The sequence below is a fragment of the Phenylobacterium sp. genome (genome assembly GCF_044236515.1).
Taxonomy (GTDB): Bacteria; Pseudomonadota; Alphaproteobacteria; order Caulobacterales; family Caulobacteraceae; genus Phenylobacterium.
The window spans coordinates 1-18,119 of sequence record NZ_JBIIGK010000055.1 but is presented as its reverse complement, the minus strand read 5'-3'; the positions used below and the strand labels follow the sequence as shown (position 1 = coordinate 18,119).

At 69.0% G+C, this 18,119-nt stretch carries 12 protein-coding genes and 1 rRNA gene; 7 read left to right on the top strand and 6 right to left on the bottom strand.

Annotated elements, in window-relative coordinates; translation table 11 throughout:
• The first annotated feature begins 25 nt into the window (after positions 1 to 25).
• Positions 26 to 2,491 (top strand): TonB-dependent receptor, encoded by a 2,466-nt coding sequence (locus ACILRF_RS07960; RefSeq protein ID WP_395671750.1) that lies wholly within the window; start codon positions 26 to 28, stop codon positions 2,489 to 2,491.
• A gap of 204 nt (positions 2,492 to 2,695) precedes the next feature.
• Positions 2,696 to 4,234: an OprO/OprP family phosphate-selective porin gene (locus ACILRF_RS07955; protein WP_395671749.1), complete on the top strand. Its 1,539-nt coding sequence runs from the start codon at positions 2,696 to 2,698 to the stop codon at positions 4,232 to 4,234.
• A 1-nt stretch (position 4,235) separates the two neighbouring features.
• On the opposite strand, the gene ACILRF_RS07950 is transcribed toward ACILRF_RS07955, so the two are convergent.
• Positions 4,236 to 9,074: a Calx-beta domain-containing protein gene (locus ACILRF_RS07950; protein WP_395671748.1), complete on the bottom strand. Its 4,839-nt coding sequence runs from the start codon at positions 9,072 to 9,074 to the stop codon at positions 4,236 to 4,238.
• Positions 9,075 to 9,336: 262 nt separating this feature from the next.
• Here ACILRF_RS07950 and ACILRF_RS07945 point away from each other — a divergent pair, with 262 nt between their 5' ends.
• Positions 9,337 to 9,567 carry a DUF5961 family protein gene (locus ACILRF_RS07945; RefSeq protein WP_395671747.1) on the top strand — a complete coding sequence of 77 codons (231 nt, stop codon included), beginning with the start codon at positions 9,337 to 9,339 and terminating at the stop codon, positions 9,565 to 9,567.
• Between the two features lie 111 nt (positions 9,568 to 9,678).
• Here ACILRF_RS07945 and ACILRF_RS07940 read toward each other — a convergent pair whose 3' ends face one another.
• A complete protein-coding gene (locus ACILRF_RS07940) occupies positions 9,679 to 10,482 on the bottom strand; it encodes a PhoH family protein (RefSeq protein WP_395671746.1) in 804 nt (267 codons plus the stop codon).
• A gap of 313 nt (positions 10,483 to 10,795) precedes the next feature.
• On the opposite strand from ACILRF_RS07940, the gene ACILRF_RS07935 reads away from it, so the two are divergent.
• Positions 10,796 to 11,323 (top strand): gamma carbonic anhydrase family protein, encoded by a 528-nt coding sequence (locus tag ACILRF_RS07935; RefSeq protein ID WP_395671745.1) that lies wholly within the window; start codon positions 10,796 to 10,798, stop codon positions 11,321 to 11,323.
• A gap of 5 nt (positions 11,324 to 11,328) precedes the next feature.
• Here ACILRF_RS07935 and ACILRF_RS07930 read toward each other — a convergent pair whose 3' ends face one another.
• From ACILRF_RS07930 to ACILRF_RS07920, 3 genes are all read right to left on the bottom strand, one after another.
• The gene (locus ACILRF_RS07930; RefSeq protein WP_395671744.1) at positions 11,329 to 11,721 is read right to left on the bottom strand and encodes a cupin domain-containing protein; all 393 of its coding nucleotides are present in this window, start codon (positions 11,719 to 11,721) and stop codon (positions 11,329 to 11,331) included.
• 65 nt (positions 11,722 to 11,786) lie between these two features.
• Positions 11,787 to 12,182 (bottom strand): hypothetical protein, encoded by a 396-nt coding sequence (locus tag ACILRF_RS07925; RefSeq protein ID WP_395671743.1) that lies wholly within the window; start codon positions 12,180 to 12,182, stop codon positions 11,787 to 11,789.
• Complete coding sequence (locus ACILRF_RS07920) at positions 12,182 to 15,016, bottom strand: M16 family metallopeptidase (protein ID WP_395671742.1); 2,835 nt, start codon at positions 15,014 to 15,016, stop codon at positions 12,182 to 12,184. The genes ACILRF_RS07925 and ACILRF_RS07920 overlap by 1 nt, the downstream gene beginning before the upstream one ends.
• Positions 15,017 to 15,153: 137 nt before the next feature.
• Between ACILRF_RS07920 and ACILRF_RS07915 the strand changes: the two genes are divergently transcribed.
• Together ACILRF_RS07915 and ACILRF_RS07910 are read left to right on the top strand one after the other, a co-directional pair.
• The gene (locus tag ACILRF_RS07915) at positions 15,154 to 15,864 is read left to right on the top strand and encodes a rhomboid family intramembrane serine protease (protein WP_395671741.1); all 711 of its coding nucleotides are present in this window, start codon (positions 15,154 to 15,156) and stop codon (positions 15,862 to 15,864) included.
• 88 nt (positions 15,865 to 15,952) lie between these two features.
• On the top strand, positions 15,953 to 16,381 hold the full coding sequence (locus ACILRF_RS07910) for a CBS domain-containing protein (protein ID WP_395671740.1): 429 nt from the start codon (positions 15,953 to 15,955) through the stop codon (positions 16,379 to 16,381).
• Positions 16,382 to 16,478: 97 nt separating this feature from the next.
• Here ACILRF_RS07910 and ACILRF_RS07905 read toward each other — a convergent pair whose 3' ends face one another.
• Positions 16,479 to 16,916: an RrF2 family transcriptional regulator gene (locus tag ACILRF_RS07905; protein WP_395671739.1), complete on the bottom strand. Its 438-nt coding sequence runs from the start codon at positions 16,914 to 16,916 to the stop codon at positions 16,479 to 16,481.
• A gap of 1,094 nt (positions 16,917 to 18,010) precedes the next feature.
• Between ACILRF_RS07905 and ACILRF_RS07900 the strand changes: the two genes are divergently transcribed.
• Positions 18,011 to 18,119: ribosomal RNA gene (locus ACILRF_RS07900) — 16S ribosomal RNA — on the top strand; the annotation flags it as partial.

The window sequence follows — 18,119 nt, the reverse complement described above, 5'->3', positions numbered from 1 at the left end:
TCAAGACCCACAAAGGGAACCGGGGATGACCACCTACTCGCGCCGCGTCGCTGTCCACACCGCTCTTCTGGCGACGCTGCTCTGCGGGGCCGCGACGGCCGCGCTCGCCCAGCCGGCTCAGAACGCTGAGTTCGCCGCCGTCGACGCCGCCGATGAGGCCGACGCCCAGGCCGGCGCCACCGTCGGCGAAGTCACCGTCACGGCGCGTCGCCGCGAAGAGACCGTCCAGGACGTGCCGCTGGCCGTCTCCGTGGTCGCCGGCGACAAGATCGACTCGACGGGCGCGTTCAACGTCGGCCGCCTCCAGCAGCTGACCCCGACGCTTCAGTATTATTCGTCGAACCCGCGCAACACGGCGGTGAATATCCGCGGCCTCGGCGTGCCGTTCGGCCTGACCAGCGACGGCTTCGAGCAAGGCGTCGGCTTCTACGTCGACGACGTCTATCACGCGCGTGTGGCCACCGCGACGTTCGACTTCCTCGACGTCTCGCGCATCGAAGTGCTGCGCGGCCCGCAGGGCACGCTGTACGGCAAGAACACCACCGCCGGCGCCGTCAACATCACCACCAACCAGCCGACCTTCGACTTCGAGGCCCGGGCGGAAATCTCCGTCGGCAACCTCGCCTTCAAGCAGGCCAAGGCGGTGGTTTCGGGCCCGGTCTCGGAAAACGTCGCGGCGCGCTTCGCCCTGTCCTCCACCACCCGTCGCGGCACGATCTACAACGTGACCAGCGGCCAGCACGTGAACGGCCAGGACAACCTCGGCGTCCGCGGCCAGATCCTCTATCGCCCGAACGATCGCCTGGCGGTCACCTTCGCCGGTGACTACTCCAAGCAGGACGCCGAATGCTGCGCCCAGATCTTCGTGCGCACCGGCGCCACCCAGCGTCCGCTGAACCGCCAGTACGCCGCGCTCGCCGCCGCCCAGGGTTACGTCGTCGCCAGCACCAACCCCTTCGACCGGGTGACGGACGTCGACGCCAACCTGAACGCCGGCAACAAGATCGGCGGCCTGTCGGCCCGCGCGGTCTGGGACGTCGGCCCGGGCACCCTGACCTCGGTCACGGCCTGGCGCTTCTGGGACTGGAAGCCGGAGAACGACCGCGACTTCCTCGGCCTGTCGATCGTCTCCAAGTCGCAGAACCCGTCGCAGCAGGACCAGTACTCGCAGGAACTGCGCTACGCCTTCGGCACCGACCGCACCGACACCGTGCTCGGCGCCTTCGCCTTCTATCAGCGCATCGACACCCAGGGCACCGAACAGCAGGGCCCGGCTTCCAGCCGCTGGAACATCACCCCCAGCAACCCCCTGTCGAACGACCCCTCGGTCCTCAACGGCCTGACGGCGCGCAACACCCAGTGGCTGAAGAACACCAGCTTCGCCCTGTTCGGCCAGACGAGCTGGAAGGTGACCGACGCCTTTACCCTGCAGCCCGGCGTGCGCCTGAACTACGACAAGAAGGAAGGCTACTATCAGCGCCTGGTGTTCGACGGCGCCGGCGCGCCGGTCCTGTTCGGCCAGACGGGGGCCGTCCGCGCCGCCCAGCTCGCCGTCTTCACCCCGCAGCTGTCGACGCCGGAGTTCAGCGACTGGAACTTCAGCTACGACCTGACCGCCAGCTACGAGGTCACGCCGGACGTCCTGGCCTATGCGACCTACGCCAAGAGCTTCAAGACCGGCGGCATCAACCAGAACGGCCTGCCGACCGACGCCGCCGGCAACCCGATCCTGGCCGCCGGCTCGATCAAGCCTGAGGACGTCAACCACTTTGAGGCCGGCCTGAAGACCCAGTTCTGGGAGCGTCGCGCCACCCTCAACATCTCGGCCTTCCGCACCGACATCGAGGACTATCAGGCGACCGTCACCAACGGTCAGCTGGGCGTGCTGCGCGGCTACCTCGCCAACGCCGGCAAGGTCCGCAGCCAGGGTGTCGAGTTCGACTTCTCGGTCCGTCCGAACGAGCGCCTGACCGCCTACGCCAACGGCGCCTACACCGACGCCAAGTACGTCAAGTTCGTCGACGCCCCGTGCCCGCCGGAACTCGCGGGCGGCACGACGGTCGCCGCCGGCCAGACCCCCAGCGCCCCGGGCACGCCCGGCGGCCTGAGCCCGGCCAACTGCGACATTTCGGGCCAACGTCTGCCGGGCGTCTCCAAGTGGAGCTTCTCGGTCGGGGCCGAAGGCAACGTCCCGGGCGCGTTCCTGGGCCAGGAAGGCGAGTTCTACCTCGGCTACGACGCCAGCTATCGGTCGAAGTTCTCGTCCAACCCGTCGCCCTCGGCCTACACCTGGGTCGACGGCTACACCCTGCACAACTTCCGCGCCGGTTTCCGGACTCAGGAAGGGATCAACGTCTTCGGTTGGGTGCGGAACGCCTTCGATGAAGACTACTTCGAGCTGCTGGCCGTCGGCCCCGGCAACACCGGCCTGATCGCCGGCCAGCCGGGCGACCCGCGCACCTACGGCGTTACGCTGAAGGCCGCGTTCTAAGCACGCACGCCGACAGCTGACCGGCCCGACTGCGGGTCGGACTCAAAGGGCGCCCGCACTCCCCTGCGGGCGCCCGATGTCGTTCTGGGTCGGGGCTGCGACGTTTCCGACCATCAAATGATCTGTCCGTAAGCGGAGGGACTGTATTCGTTTCGTCACAAACGCTGGCTATAGGCGCCGCATCATCAGCAGACGGAACAAAACATGCAGCCTTCGCACAGCGCCGCGATCGCTTGCCTCGCCCTGAGCCTCGTTCCGTCCGCGGCCGGCGCCCAGGCGATGTCCACTGGCGGTGCGCCGCCGGCCCCGATCAGCCAGGAGCAGTTCCTGTCGCTGATGGGCCGTCTCGACGCCCTCGAAAAACGCAACACCGAGCTCCAGGGCGAGATCCAGGCCTTGAAGTCCGCCCAGCCCAAGCCGCCCGGCCCGATGGACGCCAAGGCGACGTTCAACGGCGGCCGGCCGCAGCTGGCCAACGCCGAACGCACCTTCACCTACCAGCCGCGCGTCCAGGTGCAGCTCGACGCCGCGAAATATGTGCAGGACACGCCCCGCCCGCTGGCCAGCGACTTCCGCCGCGGCTCCTACGGCGACGCCGGTGAGGCCGAGCACGCCCGCGACATGTCCGACGGGATGAACTTCCGACGCGTGCGCCTCGGGGCCGAGGGCAGGTTCTGGACCGACTGGGCTTACAATCTGCAGCTGGAGTTCGGCGGCTCGGGCGCGGAAGAATCGGGCCGGATCGTCAACGCCAACATCAGCTACACGGCCATCGAAGACCTCGAACTGCAGATCGGCGCCTTCGCCCCGACCACCAGCTTCAACGACGCCACCTCCGGCGCGGCGGTGCTGTTCGCCGAGCGGCCGGCTCCGGCCGAGATCGTCCGCGGCTTCACCGGCGCCGACGGCCGCGTCGGCGCTTCGGCGCTTTATTCGGGCAAGCGGTGGAACGTCTACGCGGCGGTCACCGGCAACCTCGTCCAGACCGCGACCTTCGACGATCAGCTCGGGGTCATCGGCCGCGCCTCGTTCACGCCGTTCCAGACCAAGGACAGCCTCGTCCACGTCGGCGTCAACACCAACATCGTGCTCGATCCGGCCGCCCAGAGCGTCCACCTGAACGGCGCCGACGCCGTCACGCCCCTGCGGATCCGCGAGCGGCCGGAGATGCGCGTCGACGGGACCCGCCTGATCGACACCGGCGTCATCGACACCAAGCAGCTGTCCATGTACGGCGCGGAGATCGGCTGGCGGCACAAGGCGCTGTCGCTCGCCGCCGAGTATTTCCTGTTCGAACTCGATCGCCGCGACGCGCTGCACGACCCCAGCTTCAGCGGTTGGTACGTCGAAGGCGCCTTCACCCTCACCGGCCAGCCGCGCCGCTACGACAACGGCGAGGGCGCCTTCAACCAGCCCCGCGTCCAGCAGCCCTTCGACCTCAAGCGCCACCACCTCGGCGTCTGGGAAGTGGCCGCCCGCTGGTCCGACACCGACCTCAACTACCGGCTGGGGCAGGGGACGGCGCTCGGCGCCATTCACGGCGGGGTGCAGCACATCCTCAGCCTCGGGCTCAACTGGTATCCGAACGACAACGTCCGCTTCATGGCCGCCTGGCAGCACGTCGACGTCGACCGGATCTCGCCCGGCGGCAATGTCTTCGGCGCGGCCCCGACGCCGCCCGCCGGGGCCCAGATCGGCCAGGAGCTCGACATCTGGTCCCTACGGACCCAGTACAACTTCTAGCCTACTGGATGATCCAGTCGCCGGCGCCCAGTTCGCCAGGCGCCACCCCGGTCAGGGTCGTCACGGTGACCGGCCACTCGCCGTTCGCCTGCGGCCCGTCGAGGTCGACCAGCACCCGCGTGCCGCCGGCCCCGTCGCTCTCCAGGATCAGCCAGCGGTCGGCCAAGGGCGTCGTGCCGGAATAGGCCGTCTGGTCGAAGATCCCGCGCAGGTCGATCTTGTCGGTCCCGGGCGCGAAGTCCTTGATCACGCCGGCGTTCCACGGCGTCTTGGCGAAGACGAACCGGTCCGCGCCGCCGCCGCCGGTCAGCTGGTCCGGGCCCTGGCCCGTGTTCAGAGTGTCGGCGCCGGCCCCGCCGACCAGGGTGTCGCCATACTTGGCCGAGGTCAGCACCTGGCCATCGCCGCTCGGCGGAGGCGGCTCGGTGGTGCTGTCGTCGTTGGTGATCGTCCCGGTCGCGGACTTCGTGCCCAGCGTCGTTCCCGACGACGGGCTCGACAAGGTGACGGTGAAGGTCTCGTTCGGCTCCACCGCCCCGTCCCCTCCAACCTTGACCAGGAGGGTCTTGGTCGTCTCGCCGGCCGCGAAGGTGATCGTTCCCGCAGGCAGGGTCCCGCCGGCGAAGTCGGCGCCGTTGGCCGGGTTGGAGCCTGAGCCGGCGGTGGTCCAGCTGACCGTGGACGTGCCCGTGGTGGCGCCCGTCCGGGTCAGTGTGAAGGCGAAGTCGGTGGTCGTGCCCGCCGCGCCCTCGGCACGGGTCACCGAGGTGGTGGTCAGCGACACCTGCGCGCCGGTCGAGGTCGGCGGCGGCTCGCTGGTTCCGCCGCCGCCGGACAGCTGCGCCCAGGTCAGGCCGCTCGGCGAGACTTTCTCCAGCGTGGTCACGAGGAACGGCCAGTCGCCGCTGTTCGGCGCGTCCTTGTCGAAATAGACCTGGGTGCCGCCGGCCCCGTCGCTGTCGAGCCGCATGCGCCCGTCGGCGATCGGATTCGTGCCGCTGTAGCCGCTGGCTTGGAAGATCGCCGACAGGTCCAGCCGGTCCGTGCCGACCGTGAAGTCGGTGATCCTGCCTGCGTTCCACGGCAGGGCCTTGTAGACGAAGGCGTCGGCTCCGCCGCCGCCGGTCAGCACGTCGGCGCCCTGGCTGGCGTTGATCGTGTCGTTGCCGCTCCCGCCGACGACCGTCGAGCCCGGCCCGGGTGAGTTGTAGACCTGGCCGCCGCCGGTCGGCGGCGGGGACGAGCCGTCGTCGTTGGTGATCGTGCCGGTTGCGCTCGCCGTGCCGAGGGTCGCGCCCGACGACGGCGAGCTGAGGGTGAGGGTGAAGGTCTCGGCCGTCTCGACCGTGGTGTCGCCGGCGACATTGACGGTGATCGTCTTGCTGGTCTCGCCGGCCGCGAAGCTCACCGTGCCGGACGGCAGGGTCCCGCCCGCGAAGTCGGCGCCGCTAGCCGGGTTCGACCCGGAGCCCGACACCGACCAACTGGCGCTGGCCGTGCCCGTGGTCGACCCGCCGCGCGTCACCGTGAAGCTGAACGCCGTCGAGCCGGAATTGCCCTCCGCCAGGCTCAGCGTGGTGGTTGTCAGGCTGATCTGCGCGCCGGTCGAGGTCGGCGGCGGCTCGCTGGTTCCGCCGCCGCCGGACAGCTGCGCCCAGGTCAGGCCGCTCGGCGAGACTTTCTCCAGCGTGGTCACGAGGAACGGCCAGTCGCCGCTGTTCGGCGCGTCCTTGTCGAAATAGACCTGGGTGCCGCCGGCCCCGTCGCTGTCGAGCCGCATGCGCCCGTCGGCGATCGGATTCGTGCCGCTGTAGCCGCTGGCTTGGAAGATCGCCGACAGGTCCAGCCGGTCCGTGCCGACCGTGAAGTCGGTGATCCTGCCTGCGTTCCACGGCAGGGCCTTGTAGACGAAGGCGTCGGCTCCGCCGCCGCCGGTCAGCACGTCGGCGCCCTGGCTGGCGTTGATCGTGTCGTTGCCGCTCCCGCCGACGACCGTCGAGCCCGGCCCGGGTGAGTTGTAGACCTGGCCGCCGCCGGTCGGCGGCGGTTGCGATCCGCCGTCGTCGTTGGTGATCGTGCCGGTCGCCGTGGCCGCCCCGAGCGTTGCGCCGTTCGCGCCGGAGAGCGTGACGGTGAAGGTTTCCGACGGCTCGCTGGTCGTATCGCCGACGACATTGACGGTGATCGTCTTGCTGGTTTCACCCGCCGCGAAGGTGATCGCGCCGGCCGGCAGGGCGCCGCCCTGGAAGTCGGCCGCCGCCGCCGGGTTGGTCCCCGAGCCGCTGACCGTCCAGTTGACCGTCGACGACGCCGTGGTCGGGCCGGTCCGGGTCACCGTGTAGCTGAACGCCGTCACGCCGGAATTGCCTTCCGCCAGGGTGACCGAGCTGGTCCCGAAGGCGATCTGCGGCTGGGACGGGGCTGTCCCGCCGGTGTCGTCGTTGGTGATGAAGCCGGTCGCCGTCGCCTGACCGAGCTTGGCGCCGACAGGATTGACCAGGGTGACCAGGAACTCCTCATTGGCCTCCTGATACGCATCGCCCTGCACCCAGACCTGAACGTAGGCGGTGGTCTGGTTGATCTCGAAGGTCGCGGTGCCGGACGGCAGGACATTGCCCTGGAAGTCGGAGGCGTTGGCCGGGTTCGCGCCCTGGCCGCGCACCTGCCAGCCGACCGTCACCTTCTCGCTCTGGTCCCAGTCGCGGACGAGGGTGAAGGTGTAAAGCGTCGCGCCCGTATTCCCCTCGGCGTGGGTCACCCCGGCCATCGGGCCGATCGAGACCACCGCGTCGATGCCGCGCGGCGGGTCGGCCACATCGTAAAGCTGCTGCTTGCCGCCGGCTGCGGCGGCGATCACGTCGCCGTCGGCGGTAACGCCGGTGAAGTCGCCGGTGACCTCGCGCGTCGGCCCGTACCAGCCCTTGGCTCCATAGGCGAAGCCGTCGTAGGCGCGCCCATAGACCTTGCCGTCCAGTCCGTCCCAGGACGCGGCGAAGCCGCCGTTGGCCAGGGCGACGATGTCGATGTCGCCGCTGGAGGTCCCCAGCTCGTGCCGGGTTAGGGTCTGCTTCTCCGGGTCGAAGATCATCACCCAGGCTTCGCCGGTCTTCATGTAGGCCAACGCCACCTTGCCGTCGGTCAACCAGGTGCCCGAGCCCGTGAACACCCGCGAATCGCCGGCCATCAACGCCGTCGCCTTGCCGATGACGCCGCCTTGCGAGACTGCGCCGAACACCGCGCCGGCGTCTTCCCAGATCACAAAGGCCTGGCCGCTCGGGCCGCTGGCCGGCTTGGCGTCATAGACGGCGATGGTGGCGCTGGTCACGGGCTGGCCGGAGCCCTCGAACACCGCCGGCTTGGCCGCCGCGCCGCTGGTCAGGCCGCCGTCGGCCTTCAGGGTGCCGACCGGCGTTTCGGGCGTGCCGTGCTCCGTCACCGTGGAGCCGTCCGCCAGCTCGTAGGCGCGGACCCAGTCGACCTTCATCTCGGCCGGATACTGCCGCTCGTTCGGCTCGCCGCCCCAACCGCCGACCGCCAGGTTGACGATCAGGGCCATCGGCTCGGTCCAGTTCTGCGGCGTCGCCGACTGCATCACCGCGACCCCGTCGAAGTAGAAGGTCACCGTGCTTGGCGTCCACAGCATGCCGTAGGTGTGCATGCCGCTCGGATCGACCTTGTAGCCGTTGTCGTAGAGGTTCTCCGACCCGCCCCAGGCGCGCCGGTAGTCGACGTTGGGCGTCGCGGCCAGCCCCTCCATGATGTCGGCCTCGACCTGGGCGACATAGGGGTAGGGAATCATCCAGAACGCCGGCCACGCGCCCAGGGCCTCCGGCAACTCGGCCCGCATCTCGAAGTAGCCGTACTTCTGCTCGAAGATACCGTAGGTGTTGAGCATCCCGGACGAGTACTCGCGGCCCCAGGCGGCGTCCCGGTCCTCCTGCGCCAGTCGCTCGGCCCGGATGGTGAGCTGGCCGCCGGAAACCGACAGCGAATCGTAGTGGTCGAACGCCCGCTCGCCCTGGCCGTAGAAGGCGTCGGTTGTATAGACCTGCCGCTCGCCGTTGGACGTCAGGGTGTAGGCCCACTCGTCCATCAGGTTGCCGCCGAAGTCGGAGCGCCACTGGCCGGTCCCCAACGAATGGTCATAGGTCTGCAGGCTGTCGAACTCGTCGTGGAACGTCAGGTCGCCGAGCAGCGACTTGTCGAGCGGCAGCAGGAACTGGCGGTCCTGGAAGCTGGCCAGCGTCTCGTCCCGGAATGTCAGGGTTTCGGTGTCGCTGAGCTTGAGCACGACATCGGCGCCGCGCTGGGTCATCGCCCCGCGGATCTCGGCGGCGGTGTCGAGGCCATAGCCCCACAGCTGCAGCTGGCTGTTGCCGTTCCAGTTGTAGATGACGTCGGAACCTTCGCCGGCGCGGACCATGAAGGTCGTCTTCTGGATGGCCCCGCCAACCAGCACGTCGTCGCCGGCGCCGCCCCAGATGAAATGGGTGCTGTCGTCGACGATGATCAGGTTGCCGAGCGCGTTGCCGATCGCATAGTTCAGGTTGCCATTGACCTGCAGGTTCTCCACGTTCGCGGCCGCTTTCAGCGAGGTCCAGCCGATCATGGTGTCGGTGCCGCCGCCGGCCTGCTCGATGACCTTGTCCTTAGGGTCGGTGATCCAGTGACGGTTGTCGGAGCTGTTGCCGATCAGGGTGTCGCCGCCGCCTTCGCCGGACAGCGAGGAATGGCCGGCCGGGGCCGTGATCGTCTCGCCGCCCGCGCTCGTGCCTGCGACCCGCGCCTGTTCGGCCGCGCTTTCCGGCATCGCGACGCCGCGCGAGTTGTAGTAGGTCATCTGCTAGCTCCACTGATCCGGGAGGCAAGAACTCAAAACCATCGCTTGAGTTCAAAACAGCGAAGCTAGGCGGCGTTCACATTATCGATGGGGCTGGGGCAGTAGAGTCCGTCGATAAATCTACGTTGTATTCTTGTGTTGCGGGCGGGAACTTTCTCTGAGGTCCGCCGGTTGTCTCGCCCCTTCCGCCGGGACTGAGCGTCCGCGCGCCCTGGCGGAATCCTTTCGCGACCTGGTGCGTTGCCCACGCCAAGGAGGCCGCATGACCATCCAGATCCAGCGCAATTTCTCGGTTCACGGCGTCGACGAAGCGCCGTCCCGCGGCTGTCTCGTCGAAGGCTTGACCTTCGAGGACGCCGCCCTGCATTTCCTCAGCGACCGTCACCTCGACGACGGTGGCGACGTCGCCCTCATCGTCGAGGACTGTGAGACCGGCGAGCGACAGTGCTTTCGTATCGATCTCGCCACCGGGGAGACCGCGCCCTGCGAGTAACGCCGCCCACCCATATCCACAGACGAAGAAGAGGGGGCGGGCGAAGTCTTGACCCGTCGAACCCCCTCGGTCGCGTCGCGAGGGCTCCTCCTTAAGGGAGAGCGTCCTCTCTCACAGGACCCCGAGCATTTCCGCCACCAACGGATGGCGCACGATGTCGCGCTCGGCCAGCCGCACCACCGAGATGTTGCCCACCTCCTCGAGCCGGGCGGCGACGGGCGCGAGGCCCGACAGCTCCGGCAGCAGGTCCGACTGGTTCGGATCGCCCGTCACCACCATGGTCGAGTGCCAGCCCAGCCGCGTCAGCAGCATCTTCAGCTGCACATAGGTGCAGTTCTGCGCCTCGTCGATGACCACGAAGGCGTTGTTCAGGGTCCGGCCGCGCATGAAGCCGACCGGTGCGATTTCGATGGCGCCCTCGGCCATCAGCGCGCGCACCCGCTTCATCGACAACCGGTCGGACAGGGCGTCGTAGAGCGGCCGCAGATAAGGGGCGAGCTTGTCCTCGGCGTCGCCCGGCAGGAAGCCGATGCTCTCGCCGGCCTCGACCGCCGGCCGCGACAGCACGATCCGCCCGACCCGGCCGCTTTCCAGCGCCTCGACCGCCTTGGCGATCGCTAGGTACGTCTTCCCGGTCCCCGCGGGGCCCAGCGCCAGCACCAGGTTCTTGTCGTCGATCGCCTTGATCAGCTCCTGTTGGCCCGGCGACTTGGCTTTGATGGTCTTCAGGTAGCCCTGGTCGCGATCCTCGTTGGCGTGACCGCCGAGCGGCGACCAGCCCCCACGGTCATGCCCCCGATCGAGCGGAAGCCGGCGCACCTTGTCGTCGCCGAACTCGCCCCCGTGGAGCTGGCCGTCGAACGCGCCTTCACGCAGCTGTCGCTTCAGGGCTCGCTTGCTCATCAAAGCCTCCAATCAGGCATGAAAAAAGGGCGACCCGGATGGGAGCGCCCTTGGACGGTTTCGAAATGGAACTTCGCAGCTTGCGGACGGCGGCGACGGCGGGGTGCGGCCCCCGGCGGGCCGCCTTCCGACTCGGATCCCGGCGGTTCGCGCCGGAAAAGGGAACAACTCGACGCCATCAACTCCGTCCAGCGCGAGGCGCGAACCGATATCCGGTCCGTGGCGATCGCTGGGCTGTCGCCCCTCGAATCGCCTGACTAGAATGAGGCTAACTTGGTTTCCCGAGTCTTAAACCGGCCAACGCGCAAAGAATCTAGGAGCTGAAGTGGGCGTCTACAACTTGGGATTGGTGACACCTTCATTACCGTTCGATGACGAATACTGGATAGCGCCGACCGCTGCCGTGATCGGACAGGTTGTCCTGGAGAAGAACGCGTCGGTCTGGTGGGGTGCGACCATTCGTGGCGACACCGACCGGATTACTCTTGGCGAAGGCTCCAACATCCAGGACGGCAGCGTCGTGCACGCCGACGCCGGCCTGCCGACGACGATCGGCAGGGGCGTCACGGTCGGGCACATGGTCATGCTTCACGGTTGCACCATCGGCGACAACAGCCTGATCGGCATCGGGGCCATCGTGCTGAACGGCGCGCGCATCGGGCGGAACTGCCTGATCGGCGCCGGCGCCCTGATCCCCGAGGGCAAGGAAATCCCCGACAACTCCCTGGTCATGGGCGCGCCCGGCAAGGTCGTCCGCGAGGTCTCCGACGCCCAGGCCGCCCGCATCGCCGCCGGCGCGCTTCACTACGTCGAGAACTGGAAACGCTACCGCCGCGAATTGGCGGGGGCCTGAAGCCCCTAACGCACTGGTGTCGTCACGGGCTTGCCCGCCGGCTTGACGAACACCACCAGCACCTTGGCCGGCGCCGTCTGGCTGGCGTTGCGCGAGACGGTGTGGATGTCGGTGGGCGATTCGTAGAACACCTCGCCGGGTCCCAGCCGGGTCAGCGGCCCGCCCTGGACCTGCATCTCGACCTGGCCTTCCATCACATAGACGAAGGTGTTGGCGTCGTGCCGGTGCGGCATCGATCCAGCGCCCGGCCCCATGCTGACCTCGGAGATCGTCACCTCCTTGCCCTCGACCCCGGCCAGCGCCTTCGTCACCACCACCTTGGAGGTCGGCAGCGGCGCCTGGGCCAGCGCGGCGCCGGCGGAAAGGGCGAGGATCGAAGCGGCGAGGACGAGACGCATGGCGAAGGCTCCCTGATGGTTGGGGCCACGCTAGCCAATCCTTCTCGACAGGGGGAGGGCTGAGATCAGTCCTCTCCATCCTCCTCGCCCACCGCCTCTTCAACCAGCCGCCTCCAGACCGGATCGGCGGCGTCGACCAGGTCGAGATCGTCGAGGAGGGCCACGGCCCCCGCGCCGTCGGGCAGGATCAGGCCAACGACCTCCATGGTCTCGCCGTCCTCCGTTTCGTGCTCCTCGGCCTGGACGGCGACCGCGGCCTGTTCGCCATCCTCCTCGCTCCACCAGATCACCGGCTGCGGCAGGGCCATGTCGATCGGCCGGGGCCGTGCGGTGTCGGCCAGGGCGAACACCGCCGCCCGGGCCTGCACGTCCTCCAGCGTCGCCACCCGGCCGGTGAAGGCCGTCAGCCGGGTCCAGTCCTCGGCGTCGTAGCCGCCGCCGTCCTCGAGTTCCTCGCTCATCACCTGGTCTCCGGCTTGATGGTCAGGCGGTAGGCCCGCTCGGGTTTCAGGAACGTCTCGGCCGCCCGCTTCACGTCGATCGCGGTCACCTTCTCGGTGCCGGGCACGAGGTCGCGGATCAGGTCCAGCCGCCGCGGATCGCCTTGCGCGCCGGCGAGCCGGTCCAACCAGTACTGGTTGGTGACCCGCGCCCGGCCGAACGCCTCCAGCCGGGGCTTCTTCGCCCGGTCCAGTTCGTCCGGGCTGATCTCGCGGGTGCGCAGGTCCGCGGCGATCTTCTCCACGTCGGTGAAGAACTCCGGCAGCTTCTGCGGCGGCACCTCGACGCTGGCCGCCACATAGCCCCAGCCGGGCCACACCAGGCTGTGGCTGTAGCCGACGGACGGCGAATAGGTCGACCCCTGCGTCTCGCGCAGCTCCTCGGTCAGCCTCAGGCGCATCACCTCGCCGAGGATCGCCGTTTCCCGCGCCCGCTGCGGGTCGGCCCAGAAATCGGCGGTCGGCCAGCCGATGTAGCCGATCGACTGGTCGGCGCGGCCCTTGTGCGTCAGCGCCACCGGCTGAGAAACGCCGGCCGGGAACCGGACCTGCGTCTGCGTCTCGGGAACCGGGGCCGGCTTGGACCGGCGGGGCAGGGCGCCGAACGTCGCAGCCGTCGCAGCGATGGCCGCCTCCGGCGTCGTGTCGCCGACCACCACCACCTCGACCGGGCCTTCGGCCATGTGCGGCTCGACCTGCGACCTGAAATCAGCGAGCCGTCCGCGGGCGATCTCATCGCGGCTCGGGAAGGTCCAGCGCCGGTCGCCGCTGTGCAGCAGGCCGGCGAGGTCGCGGTCGAGCACGCCGGAATCGGTCGACTCGTACTCATCGTGGATGGTCTTGCCGGCCGCTTTCATCCGCTCGAAGGCCTCCGGCCGCCAGCCCGGCTCGGCCAGATAGGCGGCCAGCACCTGCAGCTGCGTCGGCAGGTCGCCGCTGCGCGTCGAGCCGGTCAGCGCGAAGGCGTCGTCGGAGATCGAGAACCGCGCGCCGTAGACCTTCGCCGCCAGCACGCGCTCCATGTCCTCGCTGCTGATCTGCCTCAGCCCGCCCTCCGTGAACGCGGCGGAGGCCCAGTTGAGGCTCTGCCGGTCCTTCGGCAGGTCGAGCATGCCGTGGCCGATGTCGACCCGGACCAGCACCTCATCGTCGCGGAACGCCGTCGGCTTGACCGTCAGGCGCACCCCGTTCTCGAACGTCACCTGCGTGAGCCCCAGATCGGCGACCTCGCGCCGCTGGACGACCTTGCCGGCCGCCCCGAAGCGCTCGTACGGCCAGGCGATCTGCGCCGGCGCAGCGGGCGCCGTCACCGCCGCCTGCTGCGAAGCCCGGTAGGCGGCCAACACCGCCGCCTCGCCGCCGTCCAGCGGCTGCGGCGTCGCCATGAAGATCAGCGGGCCGCCGCCGGCGAACGTCGCCTTCAGCGCCGCCGACACTTTGCTGGCGTCGAGCCCCTTCACCGTCGCCTCGAACAGCGCGAGGTCGTCGGCCGGGCTCGTCACCACCTCGTCCTCGGCCAGGGATTCGACGATCTCGCCGGCCAGCTCCGAGGGCCGTCGCGTCGCCGCCCGCGCCGCCGCCGCGCGCAGCAGGGCGCGCAGCTCCTCGATCTCGCGGTCGAGCTCGTCCTGCCGGACGCCGAACTGCACGGCCCGCCGCTGCTCGCGCTCGACCGCCTCGAGCGCCGGCCGCCAGGCCCCGGGCTCCGCCGCCACCGACAGCGTCGTCGTCTCGGCCGAGTCATAGGTGTCGCCGGAATAGGCCGCGGCGGCGATGAACGGCGGCGCGGATCCCCGCGCCAGGGCCGAGAACCGGCGGTTCAGCACCAGGAAGCCCAGCCGCTCCGCCAGGTCCGCCGCGCGCTTGGCCGCCGAATCCGGCGTGCGGTCGGGCGGCGCGACCCACGAGATCTGGATGGAGAGGGGTGCGCCGGGCTCGACTACCACCTTCGCCTCGGTCTGCCGTGGCCGCACCGGGCCGAGGTCGGGCGCCGGGCTCGGCGTGCCGTCGGCCCGCCAGTCGCCGAACCGGGCGCGGATCTTCGCCTCCATGGCCGCGACGTCGAAGTCGCCGGCCACCACAAGCACCGCCCGCTCGGGCCGGTACCAGCGCTGGTAATAGTCGCGCAGCTGGCCGGCCGGCGCGCTCTTCAGCACCTCGACCTGGCCGATCGGATAGCGGCTTGGCACGCGCTGCCCGGGCAGCAGGAACGCCAGCCGCGCCTTCAGCAGCCGATAGCCCGGCGTGTCGCGCGCCCGCTCCTCCGACAGCACAATGCCGCGCTCGCGGTCGACGGCCGCCTGGTCGATGGACAGGTTCCCCGCCGCCTCCCGCATCAGCATCAGGGCGGTGTCCACCGTCTCGTCGTCGGTGCGCGGCAGGTCCAGCTTGTAGATCGTCTCGTCGAAGCTGGTCGACGCATTGGTGTCGGCGCCGAAGGCCAGGCCCAGCCGCTCGAGGATACGGACCATCTCGCCCTCCTTGACCCCCTTCGAGCCGTTGAAGGCCATGTGCTCGAGGAAGTGGGCCAGGCCCTGCTGGGCGTCGGTCTCCATCAGCGAGCCGGCGTCGAAGCGCAGCCGCACCGCCGCCTGGCCCGGCGGGGTTGCCTGGCGGCGGATCGCATAGCGCATGCCGTTGGGCAGGGCGCCGAAGCGGATCTCGGGATCGGGCTTCAGGTCTGTCTTCGCCTGCGCCCACTCGCCCGGTCCGAGGTTCAGCGGCCCGGCGCCGGCCGGCAGGGCGATGCTCAACGCCAGGGCCAGGGCCGTTCCGCCGCGCAGGATCCGCTTCATGAAGACGCTCACATATATAGAGGGGGCGCGCACCTTCACGGACCCCGGCGGCGCGCACAAGGCGCCATTGGGGCGCTTGAACGGGGCGTGTGCAAACCGCCATCGCGCCGTGACACAAGACGCCTTACATAGGCCCCATGAGCCCAAGCCCGTCGCACGCCCTGTTCGAAGAATCGGCGGACGGCCCGCGCTTCACGCCGGAGCCCGAGCAGGAGCGGCGCGGCCGCGAGCCGGTGTTCAACAACGGCGCCTGGCCGGTGCTGATGCTGGTCGGCGCCATCGTCGGCGCCTACGCCTTCCAGAGCCAGGTCGACCTGCAGCAGGCGGCGGCGGCCTTCGCCTTTTCTTCCGAAGCGGTCGGGCAAGGGCGCTGGTGGACCCTGTTCACCTCGCTGTTCGTCCATGGCGGCTGGGCCCATTGCCTGATGAACGCCGCCTTCATCCTCGCCTTCGGGACGCCGGTGGCGCGGTTCTTCGGACTGAGGCCCGGCGGCGCCCTCGCCTTCCTTCTGTTCTATCTGATCTGCGGTGCGCTCGCCGGCCTCGCCTTCGCCGCCGTCCACCCGGACGAGCGGGTCGCCCTGATGGGCGCGTCCGGCGCCGCCTCCGGCCTGATGGGCGCCGCCGCGCGCCTGATCGCCGGCTACGGCCGGGTCGGGCCGATCCTGTCGCGGCCGGTGCTCGGCATGGGCGCCGCCTGGCTGGTGGTGAACCTGATCATGGCCGTGGTCGGCGCGGCCCTGGTGCCCGGATCCGGAGACGCCGCCGTCGGCTGGGAGGCGCACCTCGCCGGCTTCGTCTTCGGCGTCTTCCTGATCGGCCCGGCCGCCTGGCTCGCGCGCAGGTAGCGGCCGGCGGCCTTTCACGCGCGCGTGCGTTGCCAAGGCCGTCATTTGGGCGGACGGTGTTCTCTCAATAAGAGGGGAGTAACGCCGGATGCTGGTGTCGCAGATCCTGAAGACCAAGGGCGACCTTGTCTTCACCGCCCAGCCTGACCAGACCCTGGCGGAGGTCGCGGGTCTTCTGCATAGCCGCCGGGTCGGCGCGCTCGTCGTCCTCGACGCCGACCGGGTCGTGGGGATCGTCTCCGAACGCGACCTGGTGCGCGCGGTCGCCGAGACCGGGGCCGAGGCGCTCAGCCGGCCGGTCTCCGGCTGCATGACGCGCGACGTCCACTACGCCGAGCCCGGCGAGACGGTGGACCACCTGCTGGCCCGCATGACCGACCGCCGGGTCCGCCATCTCCCGGTCTGCCGCAACGAGCGCCTGGTCGGTCTCGTCTCGATCGGCGACCTGGTCAAATCGAAGATTTCCGAGGTCGAGGCCGAAGCCGACGGCCTCAAGGCCTACATCGCCGCCGGCTGACGAGACTCAAGATCCCCTCCGCTGGAGGGCTGAACGCCGGCGGTGCGTCGGCGAGGGCGGGGAGCCAGGCGCTCCCCGCCCGTTTCGTGCCGGAAACCTAGGTAAGCGCGTCGGCCGCCGCCCCTGACCTCGCCGCGTCGGCCAGGGTGTAGGCCTCGAGCACGTCGGCGGTGGCGTCGCGGGCGCGCAGCAGGGCCTCGCGCAGGGAGCACAGATCCCGGTCCGGACAATCGTCGCATTTGCGGAAGCCGAGCCTCGGACTGACGCAGGGCGCCAGGGCCAGGGGGCCGTCGATCACCCGGATCACCTCGGCGAAGCTGATCTCCGCCGCGGGCTTGGACAGCACATAGCCGCCGAACTTGCCGCGCCGGCTCATGATCAGGTGGCGGCGCGACAGCTCCAGCAGAATCGCTTCCAGGAACTTGCGCGGCGCGTCGGCCCGCACCGCCAGCTCGCCGGCGGTCAGTTGCACGCCGTCGGCCCGGGCGAGCTCGACGAGCGCGCGCAATGCATAACGAGCCTTCTGCGACAGCATGGCCTTCGGTGCGCCTCCTCGACCCGTCTCTTGTAAGGTGCGCCGAGGGGAAAAGGGTAGGGGGCCGGGCCGGGATTCCGATTTCGGAATCCAAGAGTCTCAACAAAGTTCGAGACGGCCTGTTGACGGGGGGCGGGGGGGCGAATAGATAGCCGCCTCCCGCTCGGGGGCGGGGTGCTCCGAAGACGGAAGTCGGGCCGCAAGGCTTTGATTTCCCGATCGAAAACCTCAATCCCGAGCTTCGGCCGATCCGCTCTTCCTCATCCTTCGGGACGTGGGGCGCGGGGTTCGCCGGAGCGGGTCCGGATCTTCCGGATCGGCCCTGGCGAAAAAGTCGGACGGACCGGTTGACGGCGGGGCGGGCGGCCACTAAGTAGCCGCCTCCCGCTCGGGACGGGGCGCGACACGGAGGAGATCGAGGGCGTCAAGCTCTTGAAATTCTTCGCAGAACGCCTAGATCCCGAGCAGTCATCCGAGACCTCTCCTCACGGGGAAGTCTGTTGCGGCCAGCCCCGACGGGGTCAGTCGCGAAGTTCGAAAAGACCGGTTGACGCCTAGGGAGACGGCCACTAAGTAGCCGCCTCCCGCTCGGGGCGGGGCCCGATGACAGAGTGATGAAGGCGGCTTCGAAAGCCTCTTGATTTTCTCTCTCAGATGGGTATTTTCCCGAGCCTCAATCGAATCGCTACGGAGTTTTGAGGGAAGCCCCTCGGCGGCCCTGGAGCGGTTTTTGCGGCCTGAATTTGGAGCTTCCAAGTTCTCGCTAAAAAGTCCGAAAGGACCGGTTGACACGAAAGAGGCGCTTATCTAGATAGCCGCCTCCGCCGACCACCGGCGCTAAACAGTGGGGCGGGCGAGAGCCGGTCGGGTCTTTGACATCGTTGAATTGGAAAGAGAAACGCAGGCGGCGGCGTCCTGGCGATAGTCCTAACCAGACTATCTCGACGCTGACGAAATCTGCGGTCTCTTGAAGACACCATGAATATGGTCAGGCCTCGGCCTGGCCACGATTTGTGGGAACTCGTCAAGAACTACGCAGACTAAATGCCAACCGGTTCTAGTAACCGGGGACGCTAAAAGTCAGAACGTCAACTCAACCTGAGAGTTTGATCCTGGCTCAGAGCGAACGCTGGCGGCAGGCCTAATACATGCAAGTCGAGCGGCCCTTCGGGGCAGCGGCGGACGGGTGAGTAACGCGTGGGA